The following is a 22,645-nucleotide window of genomic DNA, read 5'->3' as shown; positions in this document are numbered from 1 at the left end:
ACAGGGATGGACATCATGAAGTGGATCGCATCATTGTTGCTGGTGTGCATGGTGCTGGGGGCGCAGCAAGGTTCAGCCCTGGTTTCCGAAGCACGGCCAGGGATCGTTTATCGCGATCAGGTCATGTTTCTGGATAAAAAACTGGTGACGGCGGGAAGCGTGGCTTGGGTAACCCTCGCCTATAACGACCCCCGGGCCTCCCGGGATTGCAGTAATGTCATCGATGTCTTCAACGGTCGGAGTCTGTTCGCGCAGATCCCCGAAAAAAGCTGGGTACTGGTCGATTTTGCGTTGCGCAGTCTGGTGATTCAGGCGGGTTTTGCCGGCGATGCGGATGTCTCCAGGGTCGTTTTGTGTGCCGATGAGCGAAGCTGTCGGGACATGCAGGGGAAAAGTCGGGAGTCTACGCAAAAGGAGCAACCTCAGGTCGTGCCCCCCGCCGATCTGGAAGAGGCCAGTCAGCGTATGAGCCTGGGACGGCAATTGATCAAGGCGGCGCGTTGTCGCGGTTGTCATGTTGTCGAAGGGTTCGGGGCGAAGCATGCTCCGAGTTTGACCTGGCGGCGTGCCAAGTATCAACCCGGTTGGCTGATGGCCTATTTGTCGAAGCCCTACCGATTGCGGCCGGCCATGACTTCGCTGATGATGTTGCGCTATACCTCGCCTCTCGCACAACCGAGTCTGCAGCCTGAGGAGCTTGTGCTGGTGGCGGATTTTCTTCAACGGTCGGCCTGGTTCAGTCCTCCTGCCGGGCGTTTTCGGATGGAGCCCTGGGAAACCTATTCATGCCAACCCTGCCACGCGCGTTTGTATGCAGAACGCCCCTTGCGCTTTGCTCCAACTCCTGTGCCGACGGCGGCGCGTGCAGAGTTGAAAAAGTATGGAGCGGCGCAGTCCTGCCTGGCCTGCCACGCCTTCGGTGACATGCAGACCGCGGCATCATGGTCCGGGCCACCTTATCCGTATCCCATGGCCCCGGATCTGTTGCTGGCTTTGGAAAAATTACGTCTCGATTATTTTGTCGATTACCTGCGGGATCCCACTTACCTGCAGCCGGGCTCCGCCATGCCGCGCCTCGACTTCACAGAAGCGCAGATTCAGCAGATAAAAGCGTGGGGCGGTGAAGTGCAACGCCTTATCCGGGAAGATGTTCTGCAGCCCCTGCATCGCTATTACCAGATGCAAAAACGCCCCTGATGACGAACCTCAGGAGCGATGGGGGATGAGAACATAGAAAAGCCGGCGCTGCCACGGTCAGCTTTTTGCCAATTCGGCGAACATCCTTTTTCCGGGGTGGCCTGACGGCTCGTTTAAAGACCCGTTTTGGCGAGCCCTTTCGAAAGGTGCCCGGCGGATGGGAAGACAAGGCTTCTGGCATGAGACCGCGCAACGCCGGATTTTATTTTCCCGGCTGATGTTAGCTATGCATCCCACACGTTCATTTTACCACAGAGTCAAGGTTGTGCTGTTTCGCGGTTTGTTTATTCCCGCACAAAAGTGTCGATGTCCGTTTCGTGCACCATCGCCATGAGATGCGCATATTCCGATTCGATCATGAGGAAGTGGCGGCGGGTCGATTCGGCGTTGTCAAGATAGATACGCCGGACTTCCTCGTCGGCGATTTTTTCCGCGATGGCGCGAAGTTCTTTCTCCAGAGCTTGTTCTTTTTCCATCGCCAGTTCCATCGCCTTGCGAATGCGCAGGTCGGCCAGCAGGGCCTTTTCCTGCTGCAGCAGATAGTCCTGATCTTCTTTCAGGCTCTGATCCATGTACTCGTCGAACGGCGGCAGGTCATCGCCCTTGTAGAGATCAAAGAAGTGCCGGGCATGCGCACGCTCTTCGCTGGCCAGCAGCTCAAAGAGCTGTTTGGCTTGGGGACGCTGCATGTGGCCGGCGGCCATGCGGTAAAAGTTCATGGCGTTTTTTTCGGTTTGCAGGGAACTCTTGATGGCTTCCTGGATGGCGGCATCGGGCAATTTGGGCATGACATTCTCCTCCCTCGGACGAACCCCTCTGCGTACTGTACCTATTAAAAAATTATCCCAAATGGGCAGGTTGTCAACGCCTTTTGACCGAGTGACTTCCGGTAAAGGTTGGATGGACATCTGTTCCCGGGGCGAGGTATGCTGGTACAGGTGCGTTGCATAAAGGGAGAAAGCATGCCTGCGAACATTTCCCCAGAGTTCCCCTTGACTATTTTCTATGATGGCAGTTGTCCCCTCTGTGCCCGGGAAATGGCTTTTTACCGGAGTCGGGTATCGGCTGCACGAATGATTTTCGTCGATATCAGTCGACCGGATTTCGATGCCGCGACTTATGGTCGCTGGCGTCAGGAATTCATGGCGGCACTGCATGTTCTGGACGCCGGAGGGCATTTCTTCGTCGGGGTGGACGCCTTTCGGGCCTTGTGGCTGGCGATGCCCGACAGGTTTTATCCCTTTTTGGCAAGGTTGACGGGGTTGCCGGGAGTTTACTTGCTGGCGCGGGTCGGGTATCGTCTTTTTGTCCGTTGGCGCCATCTGCTGCCGCGCTGAGCAGGGAGCTTGTGTCGGATACTGGCATCGCCTTGTCGGCGACACCAAGGTGAGCCAGAGCGGGTATCGCCGGGTACCCTGCCGTGCCGGAGGTCCTGCTCGCAGTTTTCGATAGCTGTTTTCCGTTTGTCCCGGGGCTTGAAGTGGGGCTAATGCCTTGCTTTTGTTGTTTATATTTTGTCGATGCGGTATGCTTCGCGAAGCCTTGTGGCCGGATTGCTTAGGATCCCGGCCCTTAATATGGAGTGTTTGAGATTGCAGATTAAATCCGCTGAATTTATCAAGAGTGCTGCCAAGCCTGTGGGGTATCCTCCGGGGGACCTTCCCGAAGTTGCGTTTGCCGGTCGCAGTAATGTCGGCAAAAGTTCGTTGATCAATGTGCTGGTCAATCGTCGTGGCCTGGTGCGCACTTCGTCCACCCCCGGCCGAACCCAATTGTTGAACTTTTTTGAGGTTAACCAACATTTTATGCTGGTCGATCTCCCCGGTTTCGGTTTTGCCAAGGTTCCGGTTTCGGTAAAAAAGGCCTGGGGCCGGATGACCCGTACGTATCTGGAGGAACGCACCAATCTGAAAGCTGTCGTCCTGCTTTTCGATATCCGCCGTGAACCTCGAGATGAAGAGCTGCAATTGCTCGATTGGCTGGAAGAACTGAATATCCCGACCATCCCCGTTATCACCAAGGTCGATAAAGTCACCAAAAACCGGCGCCGCGCCCAGATCCGGCCGATCCTCGAGGCGACCGGGTTGCCGCAGGAGGCTTTTTCGTTTTTTTCCGCACTTACGCGGGAAGGGCGGGAGGATATACTGCAACGCCTGGACGTTGCCTTGTCCGATGTTGAGGACGAATTCGGCATCGATGTGCCCGAATCTGAATAAAATAGGGTTGGCTACATGAGGCCATTAGTAAAGGATGACAAGCAAAAAACCGCCCGTTCGGGACGCACCCGATTGTATCTGGTGCGGCATGGACAGGTGGAAGGCTTTGGCCAGCGTCGTTACAATGGCCAGGCGGATGTGGCATTGACTGCTCTGGGATGGGAACAGTATCGTTCGCTTAAGAGCCGTCTGCAGGAATGTCCTCTGCAGGCCGTGTACAGCAGCGATCTGAGCCGATGCTTCGAAGGCGCCAAGCTCCTCGGCGAACCTCACGGCCTGGAGCCGTTACCCATACCGGCCTTGCGCGAATTGCATATTGGCCGGTGGCAGGGCATCACCTGGGCGGAGTTGCAAGAGCGTTTTCCCCAACAGTGGCAAGCCCGCCTCAACGATATCGTGCATTACCGGGTGCCTGACGGTGAAAGTTTTCAGGATCTCTCCCGCCGGGTATTGCCGGCCCTCAAAGATTTGCTCAGCCCCCATGCGCATGGCGATGTGCTGGTGGTCGGTCATGGTGCCGTTAACCGGGTCATCCTGCTCGATGCCCTGGGCGCTCCCCTGCAGTCGGTGTTCCGGATTGAACAGTCTTATGGCTGCCTAAATATCATCGACTATTTCGAAGATGGCACCAGCACGGTACACCTTTTGAATGGTTGAGGTGAGGATGAGGGACAAACCATCTCTGCTCATCGTGGGGCATGGAACGCGACATGCACAAACCGGTGATATGCTGCAGGTGCTGGCCGACCGGTTGCGCCAGCGTCTTGACACCAGAGTCGCGGTGGCATTTCTTGCCCATGGCGCTCCGCGGGTCGCTGCGGCCATCGATAGTTTTTATACTGCAGGTGTGCGGCAGCTGGTGGTGATTCCGTTCTTTTTGTCGGCCGGGGTGCATGTGACCGTCGACCTGCCCGGGGAACTCGAAAAAGCCCGTCATCGCTATCCTGCGCTGCAGATCGTTCAGACCGATTTTTTCGGTGCCCATCCCGCGATCGGAGATGTGCTTTGCAAACTGTTTTCGGATGGTCTTGAAAGGGCCTGCCGGCGGGACTTTACAGGAGAGGGAAACGGCCGATAATCCTTGTTGAATCAGGCTTTTGTTCTCCTTGACGAAGAGCGGTGTGGCAGCTAGAGTGTGGTAGTATCTTCCTTGGGATGTTCAGGCGAGCGTTGCGCACGCCCTGGGTTGCTTTTTTAGTTGTGAATTAAGTCGCCAAACCGTTCGCTATCCGCAGCCAATGATGCGAACGGCAGTCCGGCGGATTTCTGTTGTCGTCGGGCGGTGTGGCAGGCGGCGTTGGAGAATGGCAGGCATGAAAAAGATCTATGTAATCGGAGCCGGAGTCGAAGGGCAAGAGGGGTTCAGTCGCAGAGCCCTGGATCTTGTCATGCAGGCGGACATTTTATTCGGGCGACCCAAGCAACTCGAATTGTTCCCTGAATTTCCCGGAGAGAAAGTCCATATCGATCAGAATTTCTCCGATGTGGTCAACCGGCTCAAGTCAGCCCTGGGCAACGCTGTTGTGCTGGCCTCGGGAGATCCCCTGTTTTTCGGCATCGGGCGACAGCTGCTGCGCAATTTTCGCGAAGACGAACTGGAATTCGTCCCTAATGTCAGTTCCGTTCAGTATGCTTTTGCCAAACTTGGCATCCCCTGGGATGATGCGGTGTTTTTTTCGTGCAAGGGACGTGCGGCGGAAGACGTGGTCGATCGCATTGTTGCCAACGACAAGGCTGCGGTGCTTACCGATGCCCAGAATACGCCCGGGAGTATCGCCCGCCAAATGATCCGTCGCGGTCGTGAGGGATATGCTGCGTATTTGTGCGAAAACCTCGGCACCGATGAAGAGCGCATCGTCCGGACCGATGTCCGCGGCCTGCTTGACGAACCGGCTGCACCGCTCAACGTCCTGGTGCTGGTTAAACAATACGAAGCCTTCGCCGAAGCGTCGCGAACAGTTCTTGGCATCCCCGACGATGCCTTCAGCGCCATTAAAAAACAGATCACGCGGGAAGAGGTGCGCGCCATAACTCTGGCCAAGTTGCGGCTTTGCCACGACATGGTGTTATGGGATATCGGTGCGGGCTCGGGCTCGGTGAGTATTGAAGCGGACCATTTGATGCCCAACGGCCGGATCTTTGCCATTGAACACAATGAGCAATACCAGGATTTTATTCGGGATAATCTGCGCAAGTTTCAGTCCCGGCACGTGACTGTGGTCGAGGGCGAAGCGCCTGCCTGCCTCGAATTGCTGCCGGATCCCGATCGTGTGTTTATCGGCGGTTCGGGCGGCAGCCTGTGGAGTATTCTGGAGGTCGTCGATCAACGTCTGGCTGTGGGCGGTCGCGTAGTGGTCAATGCCATTACCCTGGATACGCTGGCAGCTACCAGTGAGTTTTTGGAAAATGCCGGTTATGCGGTGGAAGTGACCAGTGTTAATATCGCACGAACTTCGCCTACCACCGATTATAAGATGTTCGAAGCGTTCCATCCGGTTTTTATTCTGGTGGCGGATAAGCAATAGCCCTGCCGGATGGGGATAACATTTTCGAAGATTCAGTGTTGAAGGTTTAGGTGTCAAGGAGGACGGATGATGATCCCGCAGGATATTTTGAATGTGCTCAGTGGGCCGCAAGGTTGGTCCATCATTGTCGGCTGCATACTGGTGTTGCTGCTGGTGCTGGTTTATCGCCGGATTGGCAAGCTGGCGACAAACACCCAGAGAGACTTCTCCGAACTTCGTGAAGCGATGGATATTCTTGGCGCGCGATTGGACGCTGCGCGGCAGATGGTTGAGGTGCAACCAACGCCTGTTTCGGAGGAGGTTTTCGCTGCCGATGATATGGCGCTGGAGCCGGAATCTTCCGTGAGCGACGCTGCGGTAGTTCCGGCATCGGTAACCGCCGATGTTGATACCGGTTTAAAGGAAAGCGAAGTGGAGGCTGCATCGGAACCGGAGGAGCCTCTGGTGACCGATCTGGCGGATGCCGCTGACAGCGAGCCCGAACCTGCCTTTGAAAGTTTTGCATTTGCAACGCCGGAGTCATCCGACGATGTGTTCGAGGCGATCGGAGATGACCTGCCGCCGGATGCCCTGGATGGGGCGGGCGAGGTCGTGGATGATGAACTGCCAGGTGTCGATGAGACGCAGGCAGGGCTTGATGATGAGAGCTTTGGCTTCGAGGTACCCGTGCCGGACGATACTGCACAGACCGAAGATGACGGCTTCCCCATGCAGGACGAGGATAGCTGGTTGGCGGAACAATCGCAGGACGCAGCGGATATGCCAGAGGATTCCGGTGATTTTCTGTTCGGCGGCGGCGACGCTGTGGCCGAGCCGCCAACCGATGCGGACGAGCACGCGGAAGAGACCGTTGTGCCGGAAATGGAGGAGCAAGGCGGAGCTGAACAACCGGCCGAATCGGAAACAGAGCCGGTCGCCGATGCTTTCCAATTTAGTGCCCCTGATACGACTGAGGAGCCTGAGACCGCGCTATCAGACGGTGATGAAGGCCAGGATTTTGAAGCAACAGCGACGAATGAACAGTCTCGGGATATCTTTCCCCCTGCCGCCACGGACGAGCCGGAAGTTGCCGAAGCGCCGCAAGACGAGGTGTTTGCTGATTCCTCCGACACTGTGCACCCGCCAAGCGTCGGCCCCTTGGAGGCCTCGTCCGAAGTGCCGCCGCAACCCGTTGAGGCCGCTGCAACCCCGCCGTCCCCGTCCCCATCGATTCCCGGTCTGGAACCGTTGCCGGGTAATCCCGATAAGCCAGATGTGGGCGTAGCGCGTTGCCGGGAATGCGGGCGCAAGATCGCTTATCCCAAGCGCCTTTCAGGCAAGCGGATGCGTTGTCCTGCCTGCCGATCGGCTGCCGTCCTTCCCTGAATATCTTCAGGCAGGACCAGGTAGAATGAAAAGCGGGACCTGAGGTGTTTGTCATGCCTTGGTCCCGCTTTTTGTATGGCATGCATGGTCGCTGTTGCTTGGCGGTGTGCATGTATCGTGGTGTGATGCTCGTGAAGCGTGCTCTGCTGCGAAGCTGCCCGGAACGTTGGCGGTGAGGGCAAAGGGTGGGATCATGGCTTGAATCTTCTATGGTTTTCAACGCTGCCACGTTACATGTCCGCTTGGGGATTTTGAATTGCATGCCAGCTCTAATCCTGTTATTTTTTCAACCTTAACAGGTACAAAAGAATGTTTTTGCCTCCAGGCCGGTGGCTTCGGTGGCGTATTGGGTATGTCTATGTCTTGCTAGGGAGATTCGCCATGGAGATTGATATCCGATTATTCGTATTTGATGACGAGGGCAAGGTATTTCCTCTGGATAAAAAGCGTTTTGACGCTGCTGCCGAGCATCGGGAGCCATTGACCGAATACAAGGGGCAATGCATCAAGCTGGCCGGGGCCATGCTTTTGCGGCAGGGGGAACAGCCGCCGACGGTGGAGGAAATTTACGGTCAGTACGTATATTTTGATGATGAAGGGTTCGTGGACGAGGAAAAATTGGCCGCGGCCACCCGTCATACCGACAAGGATCTCGGCCGGGATTATCATAATGAGTTTTTGTGGGTTCCCGACGAGGCGGATATTGCTAAAATAATGGCGGCCCTGGGATAAACAGACGATCTGCCGGGCACTGGGCAGATATCGGGAGAGCTTCTATGGATAAAAAGACGAAATGTACGGGCGGAAAACCTTCGGTGTTTGCCACCGGAGGAACCGAGGAGAGTCGCGATTGGCTGGCGGGAGATCTGCACGTGTATGTGGAGCCCTGGCGGTCGCGATTTGAGTGGGCGGACGGCTATCCCCGTCGGATCAAGGTGGCCGACACCCAGGTCGAGTGGGGTACGGATTATCCGGAATACGAGCCGCCCTATTACGTCGCGCCCGAGGTTCTGGAGAACGATCGCACCCGTAAAGCGGGCGGTTGGGCCGATCCGGAGGATATCGCAGCTGTCGGGGCGTTGCCCACCGAGAGTTTCGAAGGCCCGGTGAAGTTCGATGATGCCGGACGTCCTCTCAATCCGCGGGGGCGCACCGGCATCGCCGGTCGTGGTCTGCTGGGCAAATGGGGGCCAAACTATGCGGCCGATCCCATCGTTACGCGGATTAACGATAAATTCGGCGATGTTGAAATGCTGGCCGTGCAGCGCCAGGACAACGGTCTTTGGGCCATTCCCGGTGGCATGGTCGATGCCGGCGAGGAAGTCAGCCGTACCTTGACACGGGAATTGTCCGAAGAAACCGGCGTGAATCTCGATATGAGTCGCGGACGGCTGGTTTATCGCGGCTTTGTGGATGATCCGCGCACCACGGATCATGCCTGGATCGAGACGACCGTTCGCCATCTGCATCTGGATACCAAGGAAGCCGCCGACCTGGAGCCGCAAGCCGGCAGCGATGCCCGCACCGTGCACTGGTTGCCTCTTACCGAGCGCAGCCTGCAGAAACTGTATGCCGGGCACGGTTACTTTGTTGTGTCCGCGCTTGCGCAGATGATGCGGGATGAGCCGGAGGCGTTGCCGAAAAAAATGCTGGCGATGCTTCGCAGTTATTATAGATAGTGTGCATCCGGAAGCTCCGGATGAAAACTAGATAAACCTTTTATGTCACGTCCGGGCGGGCACCGTGCCGGTGCCTGCCCGGACTGATCCCGGCAGGTATGTCGCCGCACCGGCAGGGGATACACGATGACCCCATGGTTTTTTCAGGCGTTGCTGGCCCTTTTGTTTCTTGGCCTGCAGCGCTTTTTTTATAAGGTGTCCGCGGAGCGCGGTTGCAATACGGCGCTGACCAGTCTGATTTTTATGAGTATGGTCGCCGCCGTCAGCTGGCTGCTGTTTCTGGGCGGTGCCGACACAGGGGGGCCAAACGCTGCCATGCTGTTGTGGGGCATGGTTAACGGTCTCGCTTTTTTAGGCAGTGCCGTTTTGACCATGGAAGCCCTCCGGCACGTTACCGCTGCCATCGGGTATTCCCTGACGCGTTTAAGCACCGTGTTTGCCGCCGTCTTTTCCGTGGTTTATTTCCATGACCAATTGCAGATGCGGCAGCTGGCGGGTGTTGCTGTGGCGCTGGGCGTTGTGTTCATGTGCGCTCGCGGGCGCGACGTTCCCAGGCAGCGTCCGGCTGCCAATTACCGACGTGGGGTGCTGTTGGCGTTGTTTGCCATGCTGGCCGGCACCGTGGCTTCGGTTTCCAGTAAGTTTGCAGCGCTGCAGGCTGATAAGTGGGGATTTATGGCGATTTCCTACAGTTTCAGCGCCGGTGCTGCGCTGGCCATGCACAGCAGCAAGTGGCGCGAGAGTTCCTCGGCGTCGCGCGCTACGACCTGGGCCATCGGGTTGTCCATGGGGGCGTTGAATCTGGTCGGATTTTATCTGTTGTTGCTGGCGCTGGAAACCGGACCGTTGGCCGTGATCGCGCCCTTGACCGGTTTGCACTTTATCATTGCCATCATACTTTCGTCGGTGGTGTACCGCGAGCGACCCAACCTGCGAAATATCATCGGCATTGCCATGGCGGTTGCCGCTGTTTTATTGATGAAAATTTAACCAGTCGCAACGGTGCATCTCTGCTCTCGCCCGGGAGTCCAGTTATTCTGCCGGGTTTTCTTTGTTCCGCGGTTTTCCCGATTATTGTTATCCACTTCTTATCCACACCCTTTCCATGCTCTTTGCACAATATGTAGGGGATGGCCGTAAAAATATTCCCTAGATATTGTGTCTTTTTGCCTTGACACCCCGCAATGCTGTGCTACATTCTCAGACGTCAAATCGACTGTGGAGGGACGTAGCGGATGATTGAATATATTCGTAAAAGAGATGGCCGTTTGGTGCCGTTCGAGCAGGACAAGATTACCCTGGCCGTTCAAAAAGCCGTGCGGGCCGTCAGTGGCACCGATATGGACAAGGCCGATCAGATCGCCAGAGAGGTGGGCGGTATCCTGGGGGTCATTTATAAAGATGGCCGGGTGCCGACGGTTGAGAACGTGCAGGACCTGGTGGAAAAAATCCTCATCGAGAAGGGCCATGCCAAAACCGCCAAGGCCTATATTCTCTACCGTAACCAGCGCGAATCCTTGCGTCAGACCAAGGAGTTTATCCAGGAGTCCATCGACGCCATCGATTCCTACCTGACCCAGGAAGACTGGCGGGTCAATGAAAATGCCAATATGGGGTATTCGCTGCAGGGGCTCAATAACCATATCGCGGCCAATATTACCAGCAATTACTGGCTCAACAAGGTCTATCCCCGCGAGATCGCCGATGCGCACCGCAATGCCGATTTTCATGTGCACGATCTCGGCACCCTGTCGGTCTATTGCTGCGGCTGGGATTTGCGCGATCTTCTGATGCGCGGTTTTACCGGTGCCTACGGCAAGATAGAGAGCGGTCCGCCGCGTCACTTCCGTACCGCACTGGGCCAGGTCGTCAACTTTTTTTACACCCTTCAAGGTGAAGCGGCCGGAGCACAGGCCTTTGCCAATTTCGACACACTGCTGGCGCCGTTTATCCGGTACGACAAACTTACCTATCGTGAGGTCAAGCAGTCCGTACAGGAGTTCATTTTCAACATGAACGTACCGACGCGGGTCGGTTTCCAGACGCCGTTTACCAACATCACTCTGGACATGATCGCACCGCGCAATCTGGCCGATGATGCGGTGGTCTGTGGCGGTCGCCTGATGGACGATTGTTATGGCGATTTCCAGGAGGAAATGGATCTTTTCAATCGGGCTTTCTGCGAAGTGATGATGGCCGGCGACCATGCGGGGAGGATTTTCTCTTTTCCCATCCCGACCTATAACATTACTCAGGACATCGATTGGGAGAGCCCGCGCTTCCAGGCTATCTGGGAGATGACAGCCAAATACGGCATTCCGTATTTCAGCAATTTCATCAACTCGGACATGGACCCGGAAGATGCGCGTTCCATGTGTTGCCGTCTGCGGCTTGACAACCGCGAACTGCGGCGGCGCGGCGGTGGACTGTTCGGTTCCAATCCTCTAACCGGGTCTGTGGGCGTGGTGACGCTTAACCTGCCGCGCGCCGCCTATCTTGCCGACGATAAAGAACAGTTTTTCATGCGGATTTCCGAGCTGATGCGGTTGGCGTATCAGTCCCTGGAAATCAAACGCAAGCAGCTGGAGCGTCTCACCGAAGAGGGCCTGTACCCCTACAGCCGTTTTTACCTGGCCGGGATTCGGGAGCGTATGGGGCAGTATTGGGCCAACCATTTTTCCACCATCGGCCTGATCGGCATGAACGAAGCCAGCCTCAACCTTATCGGCGAGGGGATCGACACCCCGGCCGGACAGGCGCTGGCTGTGGAAACGCTGAATTTTATGCGTTTGCAGCTCGAGGCATTCCAGGAAGAGTCGGGGCATTTGTACAATCTCGAAGCCACGCCGGCCGAAGGCACCAGCTTTCGCCTGGCCAACCGGGACCGCAAGCGCTACCCCGATATCATCGCCGCCGGCACGGAAGAGCCTTATTACACCAACTCGACCCAACTGCCTGTGGGCAGCACCGACGATATATTCCAGGCCCTGAATCATCAGGACTCCCTGCAGACCCTGTACACCGGCGGCACGGTGTTTCACGGCTTTTTAGGGGAGCGTCTGGAAAACTGGGAGAGTGCGCGTCTGCTGGTGCAGCGGATTGCCAATAATTTCCGTCTGCCGTATTTCACCGTCAGTCCGACGTTCACGATCTGTCCGGTGCATGGTTACATCTCGGGGGAACATTTTAGCTGTCCCCACCAGCATGAAGGCGGAGCCGTCTGAAGTTCCTGCATTTAAACGGATTCTATTTTACAAGGAGGTCATCTGTGGCAACCAAGTGCGATGCAAAAACTGAAGTGTATTCACGTGTGTGTGGTTTCTTCCGCCCTGTACAGCAATGGAACCGTGGCAAGAAGGAGGAATTCAAGGATCGTCGTGAGTTCCTGCTTGAAAACGCTTCCGTGAAAGGCTAAAACACATGGGTGTCAAGGGATTCCAGGGCACCAGTCTGCTCGACTTTCCCGGTCGCATCGCCTCCCTGGTTTTTTTTGGCGGATGCAATCTGAGTTGCCCGTTCTGTCACAATCCCGACCTGGTGCAAGCGCCCGATCGCCTGCCCGATTACCCGTTGGAGCCGCTGTTCGAAGAATTGGAACAGCGGCGTTCCTTTATCGACGGTGTGGTTATATCCGGAGGTGAGCCGACTCTGTATCCGGATTTGATCCCCTTTATGCGTCGGATCAAGCAGCTGGGCCTGATGGTCAAGCTCGATACCAACGGCTTGTTGCCCGATATCCTGGCTGAAGTGCTGCGGCAGGATCTGGTGGATCTGGTCGCCCTCGATCTCAAAACGGCCCCCAGCCGTTATGGTGAATTGCACAACCGCCCGGTGAATGATACCGCTTTGCAACGCACCGTCACCATGTTGCTGCAAAATCCGGTGGCGTGTGAATTTCGCACCACCTGTGTGCCCGGCCTGGTGTGCGAGGAGGATATCCGGCAAATCGGCGCGCTGCTGCGCGGCGCACCCGCCTGGGTCTTGCAGCAGTTCGTGCCCCATTATTGCATGGATGTCGCCCTCCGGGACCTCGAGCCTTACCCGGTTTCGCGTCTGGAAACCTTCGCCGATCTGGCACGCGAGTTTGTGCCGGAAGTGGTGTTGAGGGGAGTGTGAAAACAGAGTCGGGCTGCAGGGTTACCTGCAAGGCCCGGGGAGAAGCATGTAGGATGTGGTGAGCCTGCGAACCGCATCAATCTGGAAGGACAACCGATGCGGCTCATTTCGTTCATCGGTATCCTGCCACCTGTAACTCAAAGTGGGATTTTTTGAACCCCAGCCCTCAGCCGCTGATTCTGAAATATTAGAACCCTTGACCCTCGCTCTCCGCAGGCGTTACGTTTTGCGGAACGGTTTTGTGTTTAATGAATGGGTGTTTGGAGGGTAGGGTGTTCGAAGGTCACTCGAAATGTGTATAAAAACCGCTCTGCGCCGGGAAGGTGCGGGCGGTTTTTGTATTTTTTGAAGAAAAATTGGCATAGCTCTTCCTCGGACACCAAGGTTCTTTCGCTTGTTTGGAAACTTCTGCTTGCAAGGTCTAACTTATTGAAATTATAGCCAATATCAATCAGTTGCTTGGCGGCAGCCTAAAAGGTTCCATCGCTGGTGGAGTAAAGCTCAAAATTGCAGCCTCTTGCTTTTCTATCTATGCCTATGAAGCTCTCAAGGAACAACTTGAGAATGTCGATTTTCTTGAATTCCTATATAAAAATCCTAACAACGATCCTCTTGGACGTTGGCGTGGTATCCTAATGACTGCCAGAGATTTCGGCCAAATCAGATGTATGAGATGTTACTTCAACAGGGGGTGTCCACAAGCACCTGAAGGGAGATGTTGGAGTATGGTTGAATCCGGGTTTAATAAGCTTTAAGCTGCTGGCAGGATCTATTTTGGTAGAGACAACAGCTCCCAATCTCAGGTTGTTCGGTTCCTGTCTGAAGAGGAGGGTGCAGCCCCATGGACATGGTTGCTACATGAAAAGGGTGGTCACACCGATGAAGCTGAAAAGGAAATTTACTCCATTTTTGGTAAGGGTTTTGAATTTGATACGCCAAAACCAACAAATTGTTATTGGACTGGGGTGAGGATCTATCGTTGCCTATCCGCAAGGGATCAATTTAGGCAGATGTCCCCGGGTATTGAAGTGAAATCGATTTAGGAAACGCCATGACTCAGGAAAAACTGCAAGCCTTGCTGACATCCTTGATCTCGACCTGGGAAAACGAGGTGGTCGAATTCAAACAGGCCGGAAACGAATATTCCACCAACAGAATCGGCGAGTATTTCTCGGCTCTGGCCAACGAAGCCAATCTGCGTGGGACGGAAAAAGCCTGGCTGGTCTTTGGGGTCAACAACAAAACACGGACAGTTGTGGGTAGCGACTACCGTCCAGAGCCGGAGCGGCTGCAAAGCACCAAGATGCAGATGGCTGAAAATACCGAGCCGAGTCTCACCTTCCGCAATATTTTTGAATTGCAGGATGCGGGCGGACGGGTTGTGTTGTTTGAAATTCCCGCCGCGCCTCGTGGCCTGCCCATCGCCTGGAAGGGACATTACTATGCCCGAGCAGGCGAAAGTCTGACCCACCTGGGGCTGGACAAACTGGATGAAATCCGCCAGCAAACCAGTTCTGCCGATTGGTCGGCGCAGATCATTCCGGAAGCGACCCTTGAGCACCTTGATGACCAGGCACTGCAAAAAGCGCGTGAGTCTTTTGCGCGCAAGTACGCCAACCGCTTCCCCCCGGAAGACGTCATGGATTGGTCGTTACCGACCTTTCTTGATCGAGCCAAATTGACCCAGGACGGCAAGTTAACTCGAACGACCATCCTTATGTTAGGCAAGCAGGAATCGGCCTATCTGCTCTCGCCCCACCCGGTCCAAATGACCTGGAAACTCGAAGGTCCCGAGCGGGCCTATGAGCATTTTGGCCCACCCTTCCTGCTGAATACAACCGCCCTTTATCGTAAGATTCGTAATATCCAGTTGCGGATTCTGCCGGATGATGCGCTGCTGGCCGTGGAGGTGGCGAAGTACGACCAAAAGGTTGTTCTTGAGGCCTTGCACAACTGCATCGCCCATCAGGATTACACTCGCAATGGCCGAATTCTGGTGACGGAACGCCCCGACAAGTTGATATTCGAAAACGAAGGTGGTTTCTTCGAAGGAACGCCGGAAGATTATGCAACCGGGGAAAAAACGCCTCGGCGTTATCGCAATCCTTTTCTGGCCCAGGCCATGGCCGAGCTGAACATGATCGACACCATGGGGTACGGTATTTACACCATGCATATTGGCCAGGCGCGACGTTACTTTCCCATGCCGGATTACGATTTGAACGAACCGGCGGCGGTGAAGATGACACTCTACGGCAGTGTCGTGGACCCGGCATACAGTCGGTTGCTGATCCAGAAGACCGATTTGCCGCTCGATGAAATTTTGGCCCTGGACCGCGTGCAGAAGAGACTGCCGCTCTCCGACGGGATGATCAGGCAATTGCGTCGAGATGGTCTTATCGAGGGTCGCAAACCGAACCTGCACGTATCCGCATCGGTAGCGAAAGTGACAGCCAGCAAAGCCGATTACATCAGGACCCGGGCGCAGGACGACGACTATTACTGCAAGTTGATTACCGACTACCTGAAAAAGTTTGGTAAAGCCTCCCGGGAGGAAATCGACAAGCTGCTTTTGGATAAGTTAAGCGAGGCTCTGGATGCGGATCAGAAGAAAAAAAAGGTGGGCAATCTGCTGACCAAATTACGCAGGTCCGGAGTGATCCGTAACGATGGTTCCAAAAAATGTCCGGAGTGGGTAATTGCAGAATAAAATTGACTCTTTGCAGAATAAATGCAGAAAGAAACATTGAAAATTCAAGTGAAGACAAGCACTTGCCTTTACTTCGCTTAAATAGAAACACAGTTTTTTCAGAATCAATGCAGAAAGAATATTGCCATGAAACTCAAGTTCAAAGTCCAGCCCTATCAGACCAACGCCGTTGAGGCGGTGGTGGATTGCTTTGCCGGGCAGGTGAATACATCGCGAATCAAGTACCGTGTCGATCCCGGCATGGTCAAAGACAAGGCCGGCAGGGGGCAGGACAGTCTGCTTGAGGTTGAGGGTTTCAAGAACGCTGATATCCAGCTATCCGGTCTTCAGTTGCTGGACAATATCCGTGCCGTCCAGCGGCGACAGAATCTGTTTATGTCCAATTCGCTGGTGAAAAGCGCGGGGTGCGATATCAACCTTGATGTCGAGATGGAGACCGGCACCGGTAAGACCTACTGCTACATCAAAACCATTTTCGAGATGAACAAGCGGTACGGCTGGTCCAAGTTCATCGTGGTCGTCCCGAGCGTCGCCATCCGGGAAGGGGTCTACAAGTCGCTGGAGATAACCGCCGATCACTTTACCGAGAACTACGGAAAGAAAGCCCGGTTCTTTATCTACAACTCCAAACAGCTCCATCACCTGGAAAGCTTTTCCTCTGACGCCGGCATCAACGTCATGGTTATCAACATCCAGGCGTTTGCATCACGCGGCGCCGACAATCGCCGCATTTATGATGAACTGGACGATTTCCAATCCCGCAAGCCTATAGATGTTATCGCCGCTAACCGGCCGATTCTGATCCTGGATGAGCCACAGAAAATGGAGGGGAGAGCTACGCTGGAATCTCTGGCAAAATTCAACCCTTTGATGATTTTGCGCTATTCCGCGACCCATCGCACCACCCACAACAAGGTCCATCGCCTCGATGCTCTGGATGCCTACAACCAGAAGCTGGTGAAAAAGATTGCCGTGCGGGGCATTACAGTCAAGGGCTTGGCCGGAACCAATGCCTATCTTTATCTGGAGTCGATCGAAATCTCGAAACAAGCCCCAGTGGCTCGTATTGAACTGGAGGTTAAACTCAAATCGGGTGGAATCCGAAGGCGGATCGTCCGGCTGGAAAAAGGGGCGGATCTTTTCGCCCAGAGCAATGAGCTTGACCAATACCGCGGATTCGTTATCTCCCAAATCGACGCTACCAAGGATACCGTTGAGTTCACTAACGGCCATGAGTTGCGGGCTGGAGATGCAACGGGGGACGTGACGGAAGGAACCATTCGACGTATACAGATCCGCGAAACCATCAAAGCGCACCTGGAAAAGGAGCGGAAGCTTTTCTCCCAGGGGATCAAGGTCCTGTCGCTGTTTTTCATCGACGAAGTTGCCAAATATCGAGATTACGATCAGACGGATGACAAAGGGGAGTATGCGCGCATCTTCGAGGAGGAGTATCAACTGCTCAAACAGGAGACCCTTGGGGAGTTGGTATTCGACAACGAAGAATACCGCAAATATCTCGATAACATCCTGCCTGAACGGACTCATAACGGGTACTTCGCCATCGACAAGAAAACCAAGCAGTTCAAGGACCCTAAATTTAAAACGCGTGGCCAGAATGCGGGATTGTCGGATGATGTCGATGCCTATGATTTGATTCTCAAAGACAAGGAACGCTTGCTGGGGTTTGAAGAGCCGACTCGATTTATTTTTTCCCACTCCGCATTAAGGGAGGGCTGGGATAATCCAAACGTTTTTGTCATGTGCATGCTCAAGCACAGCGACAATACCATCTCGCGCCGTCAGGAGGTTGGCCGAGGGCTACGGCTGTGCGTCAATGAGCAGGGCGACCGCATGGATCATCCTGCCATTGTCCATGACATCAACGTCCTTTCGGTGGTTGCCAGCGAGAGTTACAAAGACTTTGTGGCCAATTTGCAGCAGGAAATCAGTGATTCGTTGTCTGCACGCCCGAGAAAGGCGGACGAAGCATACTTTACGGGCAAAATCCTGACGACCGAATCCGGCCAGATGGAAGTCACGCCGGCAATGGCCAAGCAGCTCTATCGCTACCTGCTCAAGAATGATTACACCGACGATGCGGACCAGGTTACGGAGGAATACCATGCGGCCAAAGGCAACGGCGAGCTGGCAAAACTCCCCGATGAGTTGGCTCCTTATGCCGATCAAATTTTCCTCTTAGTCGATAGCGTCTTCAGTGATGCGCTGCTGCCCAAACCAGAAGACGACAGAGGCCCAAAAACCAATCCTCTGAATGACAATTTCAAGAAAAAGGAGTTCCAGGAACTCTGGAGTCGAATCAATCGCAAGGCGGTATACCGGGTCGATTTTGACTCGGATGAGTTGGTTCGGAAATGTGTCGCGGCCTTGAACCAGGATCTGAGGATCACGCCCCTGCAGTACAGGATTCAGGCTGGAATCCAGAGTGCCAACCTGACCGACGAGCAGCTCAAAAAAGGGCAGGGCTTCGTTGTTAGCGATACATCGACCGAAGCGCATAATGCATCGGTTCTCTCCATGGTGAAGTACGACCTTCTTGGAAAGCTTGCCGAAAACACTCAACTGAAACGCAAGACGGTCGCGGAAATTCTCAGCGGCATTGAGGCTGTCGCATTCGGCCAATTTAAAACCAACCCGGAACACTTCATCTCGGAAGCGTCTCGGTTGATCAAAGAGCAGAAGGCATCCGTCATTATTAAGCGGCTCAGTTACGACGAAACTACCGAGGTGCATGACGCCGACATTTTTACCGCTGCACAAACCAAGCAGGATTTCACCCGAGCGAGCGAGAAGCTCAAAAACCACATTTACGATTACGTGTTGGGTCCCGGATGATTCCATTAGCAGAAAAAGCTTCCCGTTATTCTTAGCTCGGGATATGCTTTTTGATATTCTCTGCGGTGAAATCTAAAGGAGTCTGACATGACGATACGGTTACACGCTAATGCCACAACGACCCCGAAAATCCGACGATATATCCAAGAGTCGGAAAAATCGCACAAGGCTTTAGCTAAAGAACTGGGCATATCCATTGACACGGTACGTCGCTGGCGCAAACGTGACGATGTTCACGATCGGTCTCATACGGCACACCGACTGAATACAACGATGACCGAAGCCCAGGAAGCTGTTGTCATCGAGTTGCGTCGCTCTTTGTTGTTGTCTCTCGATGATCTCCTGGTCGTCACTCGGGAATTTGTCAATGCTGACGTCTCTCGTGCGGGACTTGACCGTTGTTTGCGACGACATGGGGTATCCCGATTGGCGGACCTGATCCCGAAAGAGGAAACGGCCAACAACAAGCCCAAAACATTTAAAAACTACGATCCGGGGTTCGTTCATGTCGATATCAAATATTTGCCACAGATGCCGGACGAAACCTCTCGGCGTTACCTGTTTGTAGGCATCGACCGTGCTACCCGCTGGGTTTACCTGGAAGTGTGCAAGAGCAAATCCGCCCAAGCCGCAAAGGGCTTTTTGAATCGCCTGGTAGCCAAAGCGCCATTTGTGATCAAAAAATTGCTCACCGACAACGACAAGGCATTCACGGATCGATTTTCCACTGCTGGAGAGAGAAAGCCAACAGGGAATCATGTATTCGACAAAACCTGCGTTCAGCATGGTATTGAACATCGGCTTATTCCTCCACGCCACCCTCAGACCAACGGGATGGTTGAGCGATTCAACGGTCGCATCAGCGAGGTTTTGGCAACAACCCGGTTCGATTCCGCCGAAAATTTGGAGCAGACATTGTTACGTTATGGTTATCTATACAACCAGCATATTCCTCAGCGAGCGTTGGGGCATAAAACTCCCATACAAGCTCTGAAGGATTGGCAAAAAAAGAAACCAAAACTTTTCCGTAAACAGGTCAGGAATCATGCGGGACCTGACAATTACGCCATAACCGATTCAAAGGTGGAGCGTGACTTCGTCAAGGAACTGGACACCAGCAAGGAAGTGGTTGTCTACGCCAAGTTACCACGCGGATTCCTGATCCCGACGCCTGTTGGTGACTACAACCCCGACTGGGCCATTTCTTTCAAGGAAGGCTCGGTTAAATACGTCTATTTCGTCGCCGAAACCAAGGGCAGCATGTCCACCATGCAACTGCGAGCTTTGGAAGAAAAGAAGATCGATTGTGCACGAAGGTTTTTTGAGAATTTGAATGAGAAATTAAAGCCCGAGCATGTCAAATATAGTGTTGTAGATAGTTTCGGGAAACTGATGGAATTAGTGGTGGGATAAGGACTGCGGCAAGCAAGGGGTTAACTTGATGCCTCTTTTGCGGGATTTGTGGGTAGAGTGGCGGAAAGGTCAGTGTTTTTCTGTCTGGAGGCGGGCCTGCTCAAGCCATTCAATATCTATGGGAATCCTGTAAAAGCAGGGCCGGTTTCTGGTCCCCGACAGGGAGATGCCGCGTCGTCGATTTCCTTTGCCGGGGGGGCAAATCCCATTGATGCAAAATCAACGGGCCGCGGCAGTCTATGCCGCGGCCCGTTGGTTTATTGATTGACGGTACGTTATTTTTGCTCGCGTCCGGCCAGAAAGGCGCAGCCGATGGCGCCGTTATGCTGGGGGTGCGGCGGGATGACGATCTCGGCCGAACTGAACTGGCGCAGCAGGGCGACGAAGGCGTGGTTTTTGGCCACGCCGCCGGTAAGCACGATGGTGTCCTGGGCAAAGCGGGCCAGCATCGGTGCGACCCGCTTGATCAGGGTCTGGTTGACACCCGCGCACAGGGCCTCGAGCGAGTGGCCTTCGATGATCTTGCCGATCAGCTCGCTTTCGCCGAAGATGCCGCAGGTGGCATCGAGGGCCACGGGGTTTTGGTGGTGACGGGCCAGTTCTTCGAGTGAGATGTCGAGGACCTTGGCCATGTTTTCCAGATAGCGTCCCGAGGAGGCGGCGCATTTGTCGTTCATCAGGAAGTCGATGAGGATGCCGTCTTCCAGTCGCGCCACCTTGCTGTCCTGTCCCCCCAGGTCGAGCAGTGTGAAAGTCTCCAGTCCGGTTTGAAAACGCGCGCCGGCAATGTGCGCCTGAATTTCGGGAATGACGTTGGCGCCGCTCAGGTTAATGGTGTTACGGCCGTACCCGGTGGCGGTAAGGGGGGTGCTCTGCCATTGTTCCGGAGTCAGCAGGCCCAAATCCTCATAGGCCAGCAGCAGGCGGTCGTCACAGCGGCTGGCGTATCGTTTGTAGAAGGGGATCGTGTCGTAGCTTTTCAGCCAGGCAATGTTTTGCCCGTCGAGGGCTGCGAATTTAACCTGGCGACTACCCAAGTCGATGCCGATACCGGTCATGAGCGCCTCGCTTTAACCATCTCCACGAAGCCTTCCAGGCGGATGCGGGTGCGTGCATCGAGGGGCCCGGGACGGTCTCCTTCGAGGGTGAGGATGGGCAGATGTTTTAAGCGCTGACGTACGATAAGATCCTCGATCTGACGGAAACAGAACGATTGCACATAGTGGATAACGCCGTCGATGCGGCGCTGGCTGAGTTCTTTTTCGATATCGTCAAGGCGCACGAAGACATCGTACGGATAGGTATAGTGCCGATATTGCTCGATTAACGACGAAGCCCGGTAGGGCATGGAAAACTGCCGTTGCGTTTCGTTGAAAACCACGCGTGCGCCAAGTTCCTCAGTAACCGCGTAGAGGTCGGTGAAAATCGGCGGCACGCCGATGTATGCCAGTCGCAGACCGTCCGGCAGCGGTTGACGCTGACGCGCCTCTTCCAGGAAGGTTTTCGCCTGTTGTTGGAAACTTTGAGGGTCGCCGTTCATGTCGGAGGTGCAGACCTGCCAGAAGTGGTTTTCCTCGCCTGTAACGCGATTTTCCTCCCAGGTCAGGCGGTCGATTTCGTGTACGTGCGCGCGGATGCCGTTGAGATAGTGCCAGGCCTCGTCGGCTTGGGCCGGGGTGACATCGAAATGCTGCGCGAGTTTATGGATTTCGTGCTCGAGCGTCGTCCGGGACCTGTCGTAGGGGTAGGCAAAGGGCACCGTCGTGATACCTTGCAGCTGCAACACTTCCATTAAGGCTTTGGTATTGGAGCAGTCGCCTTCGGTGACGGCGATGATTTCACGGATATTGTGGTGCAGTGCCGCGCTGTAGAGTCCCTTGATCCAGCCGCAGCAATTGCGCGGGAACCCGGCCATTTCCGCTTCGTCGATGAGGGTATGGCAGTTGGGGTCCGTGATGAAAATATTGTTCAGATCGACGGGGCGCTTGCCTGCGGCGATAATGATTTCCAGAGGGATGGTAGTGGTGAATCCGACCATATTGAATGCTTAGATATGCCTTTTTAATCCTGTCGTAAGAACAGGTAGTAGATAATAAGAAAGACCAGGATGACGCCGCCGCCGGCAAAAACCAGCACCGGTTGGCTGCCGGCGCTTTCGATGGCCGGTTTTTCCTGCAGGGTGTAGTCGATGACGCAGGCGTATCCCACCGTTGAAAGTATAAGAAAGAAAAGGGCCTGCCGCTTAAGGAGAATGGCCACCAGGCAAATAAGCCCCAGAACCGTCAAAAACCAGGGGTTGTAGATGAGGTCGCCAAGATTTACCTCGCGCAGCATCTCCATCATATTTTCGGTGCGCAGTGCTTCAAGATATTCCCTGGCTGTTGAAAGGTTCATCGGTGGGTATCCTTTCCCGGGGGCAATCACAAACTCCATGGTCCGAAAAGTACGAATTACTAATATACCAGAGGCTTTGTTTTATCCCAAGCCAAAAATAGCGATGCGTCTTGACTTTGCATTTCGGTTGAACCTAGTATAGCCCTTTTGACCACATTGCACAGAAGAGGGGAA

The 22,645-nt window shown here is 54.6% G+C and carries 18 protein-coding genes and 2 pseudogenes; 16 read left to right on the top strand and 4 right to left on the bottom strand.

The window, feature by feature from the left end; genetic code table 11:
• Positions 1-15 precede the first annotated feature (15 nt).
• A complete protein-coding gene (locus tag PCAR_RS14905; protein ID WP_148204358.1) occupies positions 16-1,197 on the top strand; it encodes a c-type cytochrome in 1,182 nt (393 codons plus the stop codon).
• Between the two features lie 284 nt (positions 1,198-1,481).
• Here the strand turns inward: PCAR_RS14905 and PCAR_RS14900 are convergent, their stop codons facing one another.
• The gene (locus PCAR_RS14900; protein WP_011342523.1) at positions 1,482-1,985 is read right to left on the bottom strand and encodes a ferritin-like domain-containing protein; all 504 of its coding nucleotides are present in this window, start codon (positions 1,983-1,985) and stop codon (positions 1,482-1,484) included.
• Between the two features lie 174 nt (positions 1,986-2,159).
• On the opposite strand from PCAR_RS14900, the gene PCAR_RS14895 reads away from it, so the two are divergent.
• The 15 genes and pseudogenes from PCAR_RS14895 to PCAR_RS19095 all read left to right on the top strand — a co-directional run bounded on the left by PCAR_RS14895 (position 2,160) and on the right by PCAR_RS19095 (position 20,077).
• Positions 2,160-2,534: a thiol-disulfide oxidoreductase DCC family protein gene (locus PCAR_RS14895; RefSeq protein WP_011342522.1), complete on the top strand. Its 375-nt coding sequence runs from the start codon at positions 2,160-2,162 to the stop codon at positions 2,532-2,534.
• Between the two features lie 255 nt (positions 2,535-2,789).
• Positions 2,790-3,413 carry a ribosome biogenesis GTP-binding protein YihA/YsxC gene (yihA, locus tag PCAR_RS14890; RefSeq protein ID WP_011342521.1) on the top strand — a complete coding sequence of 208 codons (624 nt, stop codon included), beginning with the start codon at positions 2,790-2,792 and terminating at the stop codon, positions 3,411-3,413.
• A 15-nt stretch (positions 3,414-3,428) separates the two neighbouring features.
• Positions 3,429-4,070 carry an alpha-ribazole phosphatase gene (gene cobC / locus PCAR_RS14885; protein WP_011342520.1) on the top strand — a complete coding sequence of 214 codons (642 nt, stop codon included), beginning with the start codon at positions 3,429-3,431 and terminating at the stop codon, positions 4,068-4,070.
• A 7-nt stretch (positions 4,071-4,077) separates the two neighbouring features.
• Complete coding sequence (locus PCAR_RS14880; protein ID WP_011342519.1) at positions 4,078-4,491, top strand: sirohydrochlorin chelatase; 414 nt, start codon at positions 4,078-4,080, stop codon at positions 4,489-4,491.
• Between the two features lie 235 nt (positions 4,492-4,726).
• Positions 4,727-5,938, top strand: coding sequence for a bifunctional cobalt-precorrin-7 (C(5))-methyltransferase/cobalt-precorrin-6B (C(15))-methyltransferase (locus PCAR_RS14875; protein WP_011342518.1), 1,212 nt, complete (start codon positions 4,727-4,729; stop codon positions 5,936-5,938).
• 66 nt (positions 5,939-6,004) lie between these two features.
• Positions 6,005-7,303: a hypothetical protein gene (locus tag PCAR_RS14870; protein ID WP_011342517.1), complete on the top strand. Its 1,299-nt coding sequence runs from the start codon at positions 6,005-6,007 to the stop codon at positions 7,301-7,303.
• A gap of 381 nt (positions 7,304-7,684) precedes the next feature.
• Positions 7,685-8,035 carry a hypothetical protein gene (locus PCAR_RS14865; protein WP_011342515.1) on the top strand — a complete coding sequence of 117 codons (351 nt, stop codon included), beginning with the start codon at positions 7,685-7,687 and terminating at the stop codon, positions 8,033-8,035.
• Between the two features lie 44 nt (positions 8,036-8,079).
• Positions 8,080-8,982: an ADP-ribose pyrophosphatase gene (locus tag PCAR_RS14860; protein ID WP_011342514.1), complete on the top strand. Its 903-nt coding sequence runs from the start codon at positions 8,080-8,082 to the stop codon at positions 8,980-8,982.
• A 126-nt stretch (positions 8,983-9,108) separates the two neighbouring features.
• The gene (locus PCAR_RS14855; RefSeq protein ID WP_011342513.1) at positions 9,109-9,972 is read left to right on the top strand and encodes a DMT family transporter; all 864 of its coding nucleotides are present in this window, start codon (positions 9,109-9,111) and stop codon (positions 9,970-9,972) included.
• A gap of 245 nt (positions 9,973-10,217) precedes the next feature.
• Positions 10,218-12,397, top strand: a pseudogene (locus tag PCAR_RS14850) (ribonucleoside triphosphate reductase).
• 5 nt (positions 12,398-12,402) lie between these two features.
• Positions 12,403-13,098, top strand: coding sequence for an anaerobic ribonucleoside-triphosphate reductase activating protein (locus PCAR_RS14840; protein WP_011342510.1), 696 nt, complete (start codon positions 12,403-12,405; stop codon positions 13,096-13,098).
• A gap of 1,051 nt (positions 13,099-14,149) precedes the next feature.
• Entirely contained in the window at positions 14,150-15,808 is a 1,659-nt protein-coding gene (locus PCAR_RS14835) for an RNA-binding domain-containing protein (RefSeq protein WP_011342509.1), read from the top strand.
• A 126-nt stretch (positions 15,809-15,934) separates the two neighbouring features.
• On the top strand, positions 15,935-18,664 hold the full coding sequence (locus tag PCAR_RS14830) for a type III restriction-modification system endonuclease (RefSeq protein ID WP_011342508.1): 2,730 nt from the start codon (positions 15,935-15,937) through the stop codon (positions 18,662-18,664).
• An 87-nt stretch (positions 18,665-18,751) separates the two neighbouring features.
• A pseudogene (locus PCAR_RS14825) lies at positions 18,752-19,723 on the top strand (IS481 family transposase); the annotation flags it as partial.
• 9 nt (positions 19,724-19,732) lie between these two features.
• The gene (locus tag PCAR_RS19095; protein ID WP_281047830.1) at positions 19,733-20,077 is read left to right on the top strand and encodes a hypothetical protein; all 345 of its coding nucleotides are present in this window, start codon (positions 19,733-19,735) and stop codon (positions 20,075-20,077) included.
• Between the two features lie 275 nt (positions 20,078-20,352).
• Here the strand turns inward: PCAR_RS19095 and PCAR_RS14820 are convergent, their stop codons facing one another.
• Genes PCAR_RS14820 through PCAR_RS14810 form a run of 3 tightly spaced genes read right to left on the bottom strand, consistent with a single transcriptional unit; the run spans position 20,353 to position 22,471 of the window.
• Positions 20,353-21,135, bottom strand: a complete 783-nt coding sequence (locus PCAR_RS14820; RefSeq protein WP_011342506.1) for an acyl-CoA dehydratase activase — start codon at positions 21,133-21,135, stop codon at positions 20,353-20,355.
• Positions 21,132-22,115: a 2-hydroxyacyl-CoA dehydratase family protein gene (locus tag PCAR_RS14815; protein WP_011342505.1), complete on the bottom strand. Its 984-nt coding sequence runs from the start codon at positions 22,113-22,115 to the stop codon at positions 21,132-21,134. Before PCAR_RS14815 ends, PCAR_RS14820 begins: the two co-directional genes overlap by 4 nt.
• A 23-nt stretch (positions 22,116-22,138) precedes the next feature.
• Entirely contained in the window at positions 22,139-22,471 is a 333-nt protein-coding gene (locus tag PCAR_RS14810; RefSeq protein WP_011342504.1) for a hypothetical protein, read from the bottom strand.
• Positions 22,472-22,645: the final 174 nt, after the last annotated feature.

This window comes from Syntrophotalea carbinolica DSM 2380 (genome assembly GCF_000012885.1).
GTDB classification, from domain to species: domain Bacteria; phylum Desulfobacterota; class Desulfuromonadia; order Desulfuromonadales; family Syntrophotaleaceae; genus Syntrophotalea; species Syntrophotalea carbinolica.
Note: the sequence above shows the minus strand (reverse complement) of the source record. Positions and strands in the feature narration are given on the sequence as shown.

Coding starts and splice junctions, on each gene's coding strand:
- PCAR_RS14905 (WP_148204358.1), top strand. CDS start 16: ATGAAGTGGATCGCATCATTGTTGCTGGTGTGCATGGTGCTGGGGGCG.
- PCAR_RS14900 (WP_011342523.1), bottom strand. CDS start 1,985: ATGCCCAAATTGCCCGATGCCGCCATCCAGGAAGCCATCAAGAGTTCC.
- PCAR_RS14895 (WP_011342522.1), top strand. CDS start 2,160: ATGCCTGCGAACATTTCCCCAGAGTTCCCCTTGACTATTTTCTATGAT.
- cobC (WP_011342520.1), top strand. CDS start 3,429: ATGAGGCCATTAGTAAAGGATGACAAGCAAAAAACCGCCCGTTCGGGA.
- PCAR_RS14880 (WP_011342519.1), top strand. CDS start 4,078: ATGAGGGACAAACCATCTCTGCTCATCGTGGGGCATGGAACGCGACAT.
- PCAR_RS14875 (WP_011342518.1), top strand. CDS start 4,727: ATGAAAAAGATCTATGTAATCGGAGCCGGAGTCGAAGGGCAAGAGGGG.
- PCAR_RS14870 (WP_011342517.1), top strand. CDS start 6,005: ATGATGATCCCGCAGGATATTTTGAATGTGCTCAGTGGGCCGCAAGGT.
- PCAR_RS14865 (WP_011342515.1), top strand. CDS start 7,685: ATGGAGATTGATATCCGATTATTCGTATTTGATGACGAGGGCAAGGTA.
- PCAR_RS14860 (WP_011342514.1), top strand. CDS start 8,080: ATGGATAAAAAGACGAAATGTACGGGCGGAAAACCTTCGGTGTTTGCC.
- PCAR_RS14855 (WP_011342513.1), top strand. CDS start 9,109: ATGACCCCATGGTTTTTTCAGGCGTTGCTGGCCCTTTTGTTTCTTGGC.
- PCAR_RS14840 (WP_011342510.1), top strand. CDS start 12,403: ATGGGTGTCAAGGGATTCCAGGGCACCAGTCTGCTCGACTTTCCCGGT.
- PCAR_RS14835 (WP_011342509.1), top strand. CDS start 14,150: ATGACTCAGGAAAAACTGCAAGCCTTGCTGACATCCTTGATCTCGACC.
- PCAR_RS14830 (WP_011342508.1), top strand. CDS start 15,935: ATGAAACTCAAGTTCAAAGTCCAGCCCTATCAGACCAACGCCGTTGAG.
- PCAR_RS14820 (WP_011342506.1), bottom strand. CDS start 21,135: ATGACCGGTATCGGCATCGACTTGGGTAGTCGCCAGGTTAAATTCGCA.
- PCAR_RS14815 (WP_011342505.1), bottom strand. CDS start 22,115: ATGGTCGGATTCACCACTACCATCCCTCTGGAAATCATTATCGCCGCA.
- PCAR_RS14810 (WP_011342504.1), bottom strand. CDS start 22,471: ATGAACCTTTCAACAGCCAGGGAATATCTTGAAGCACTGCGCACCGAA.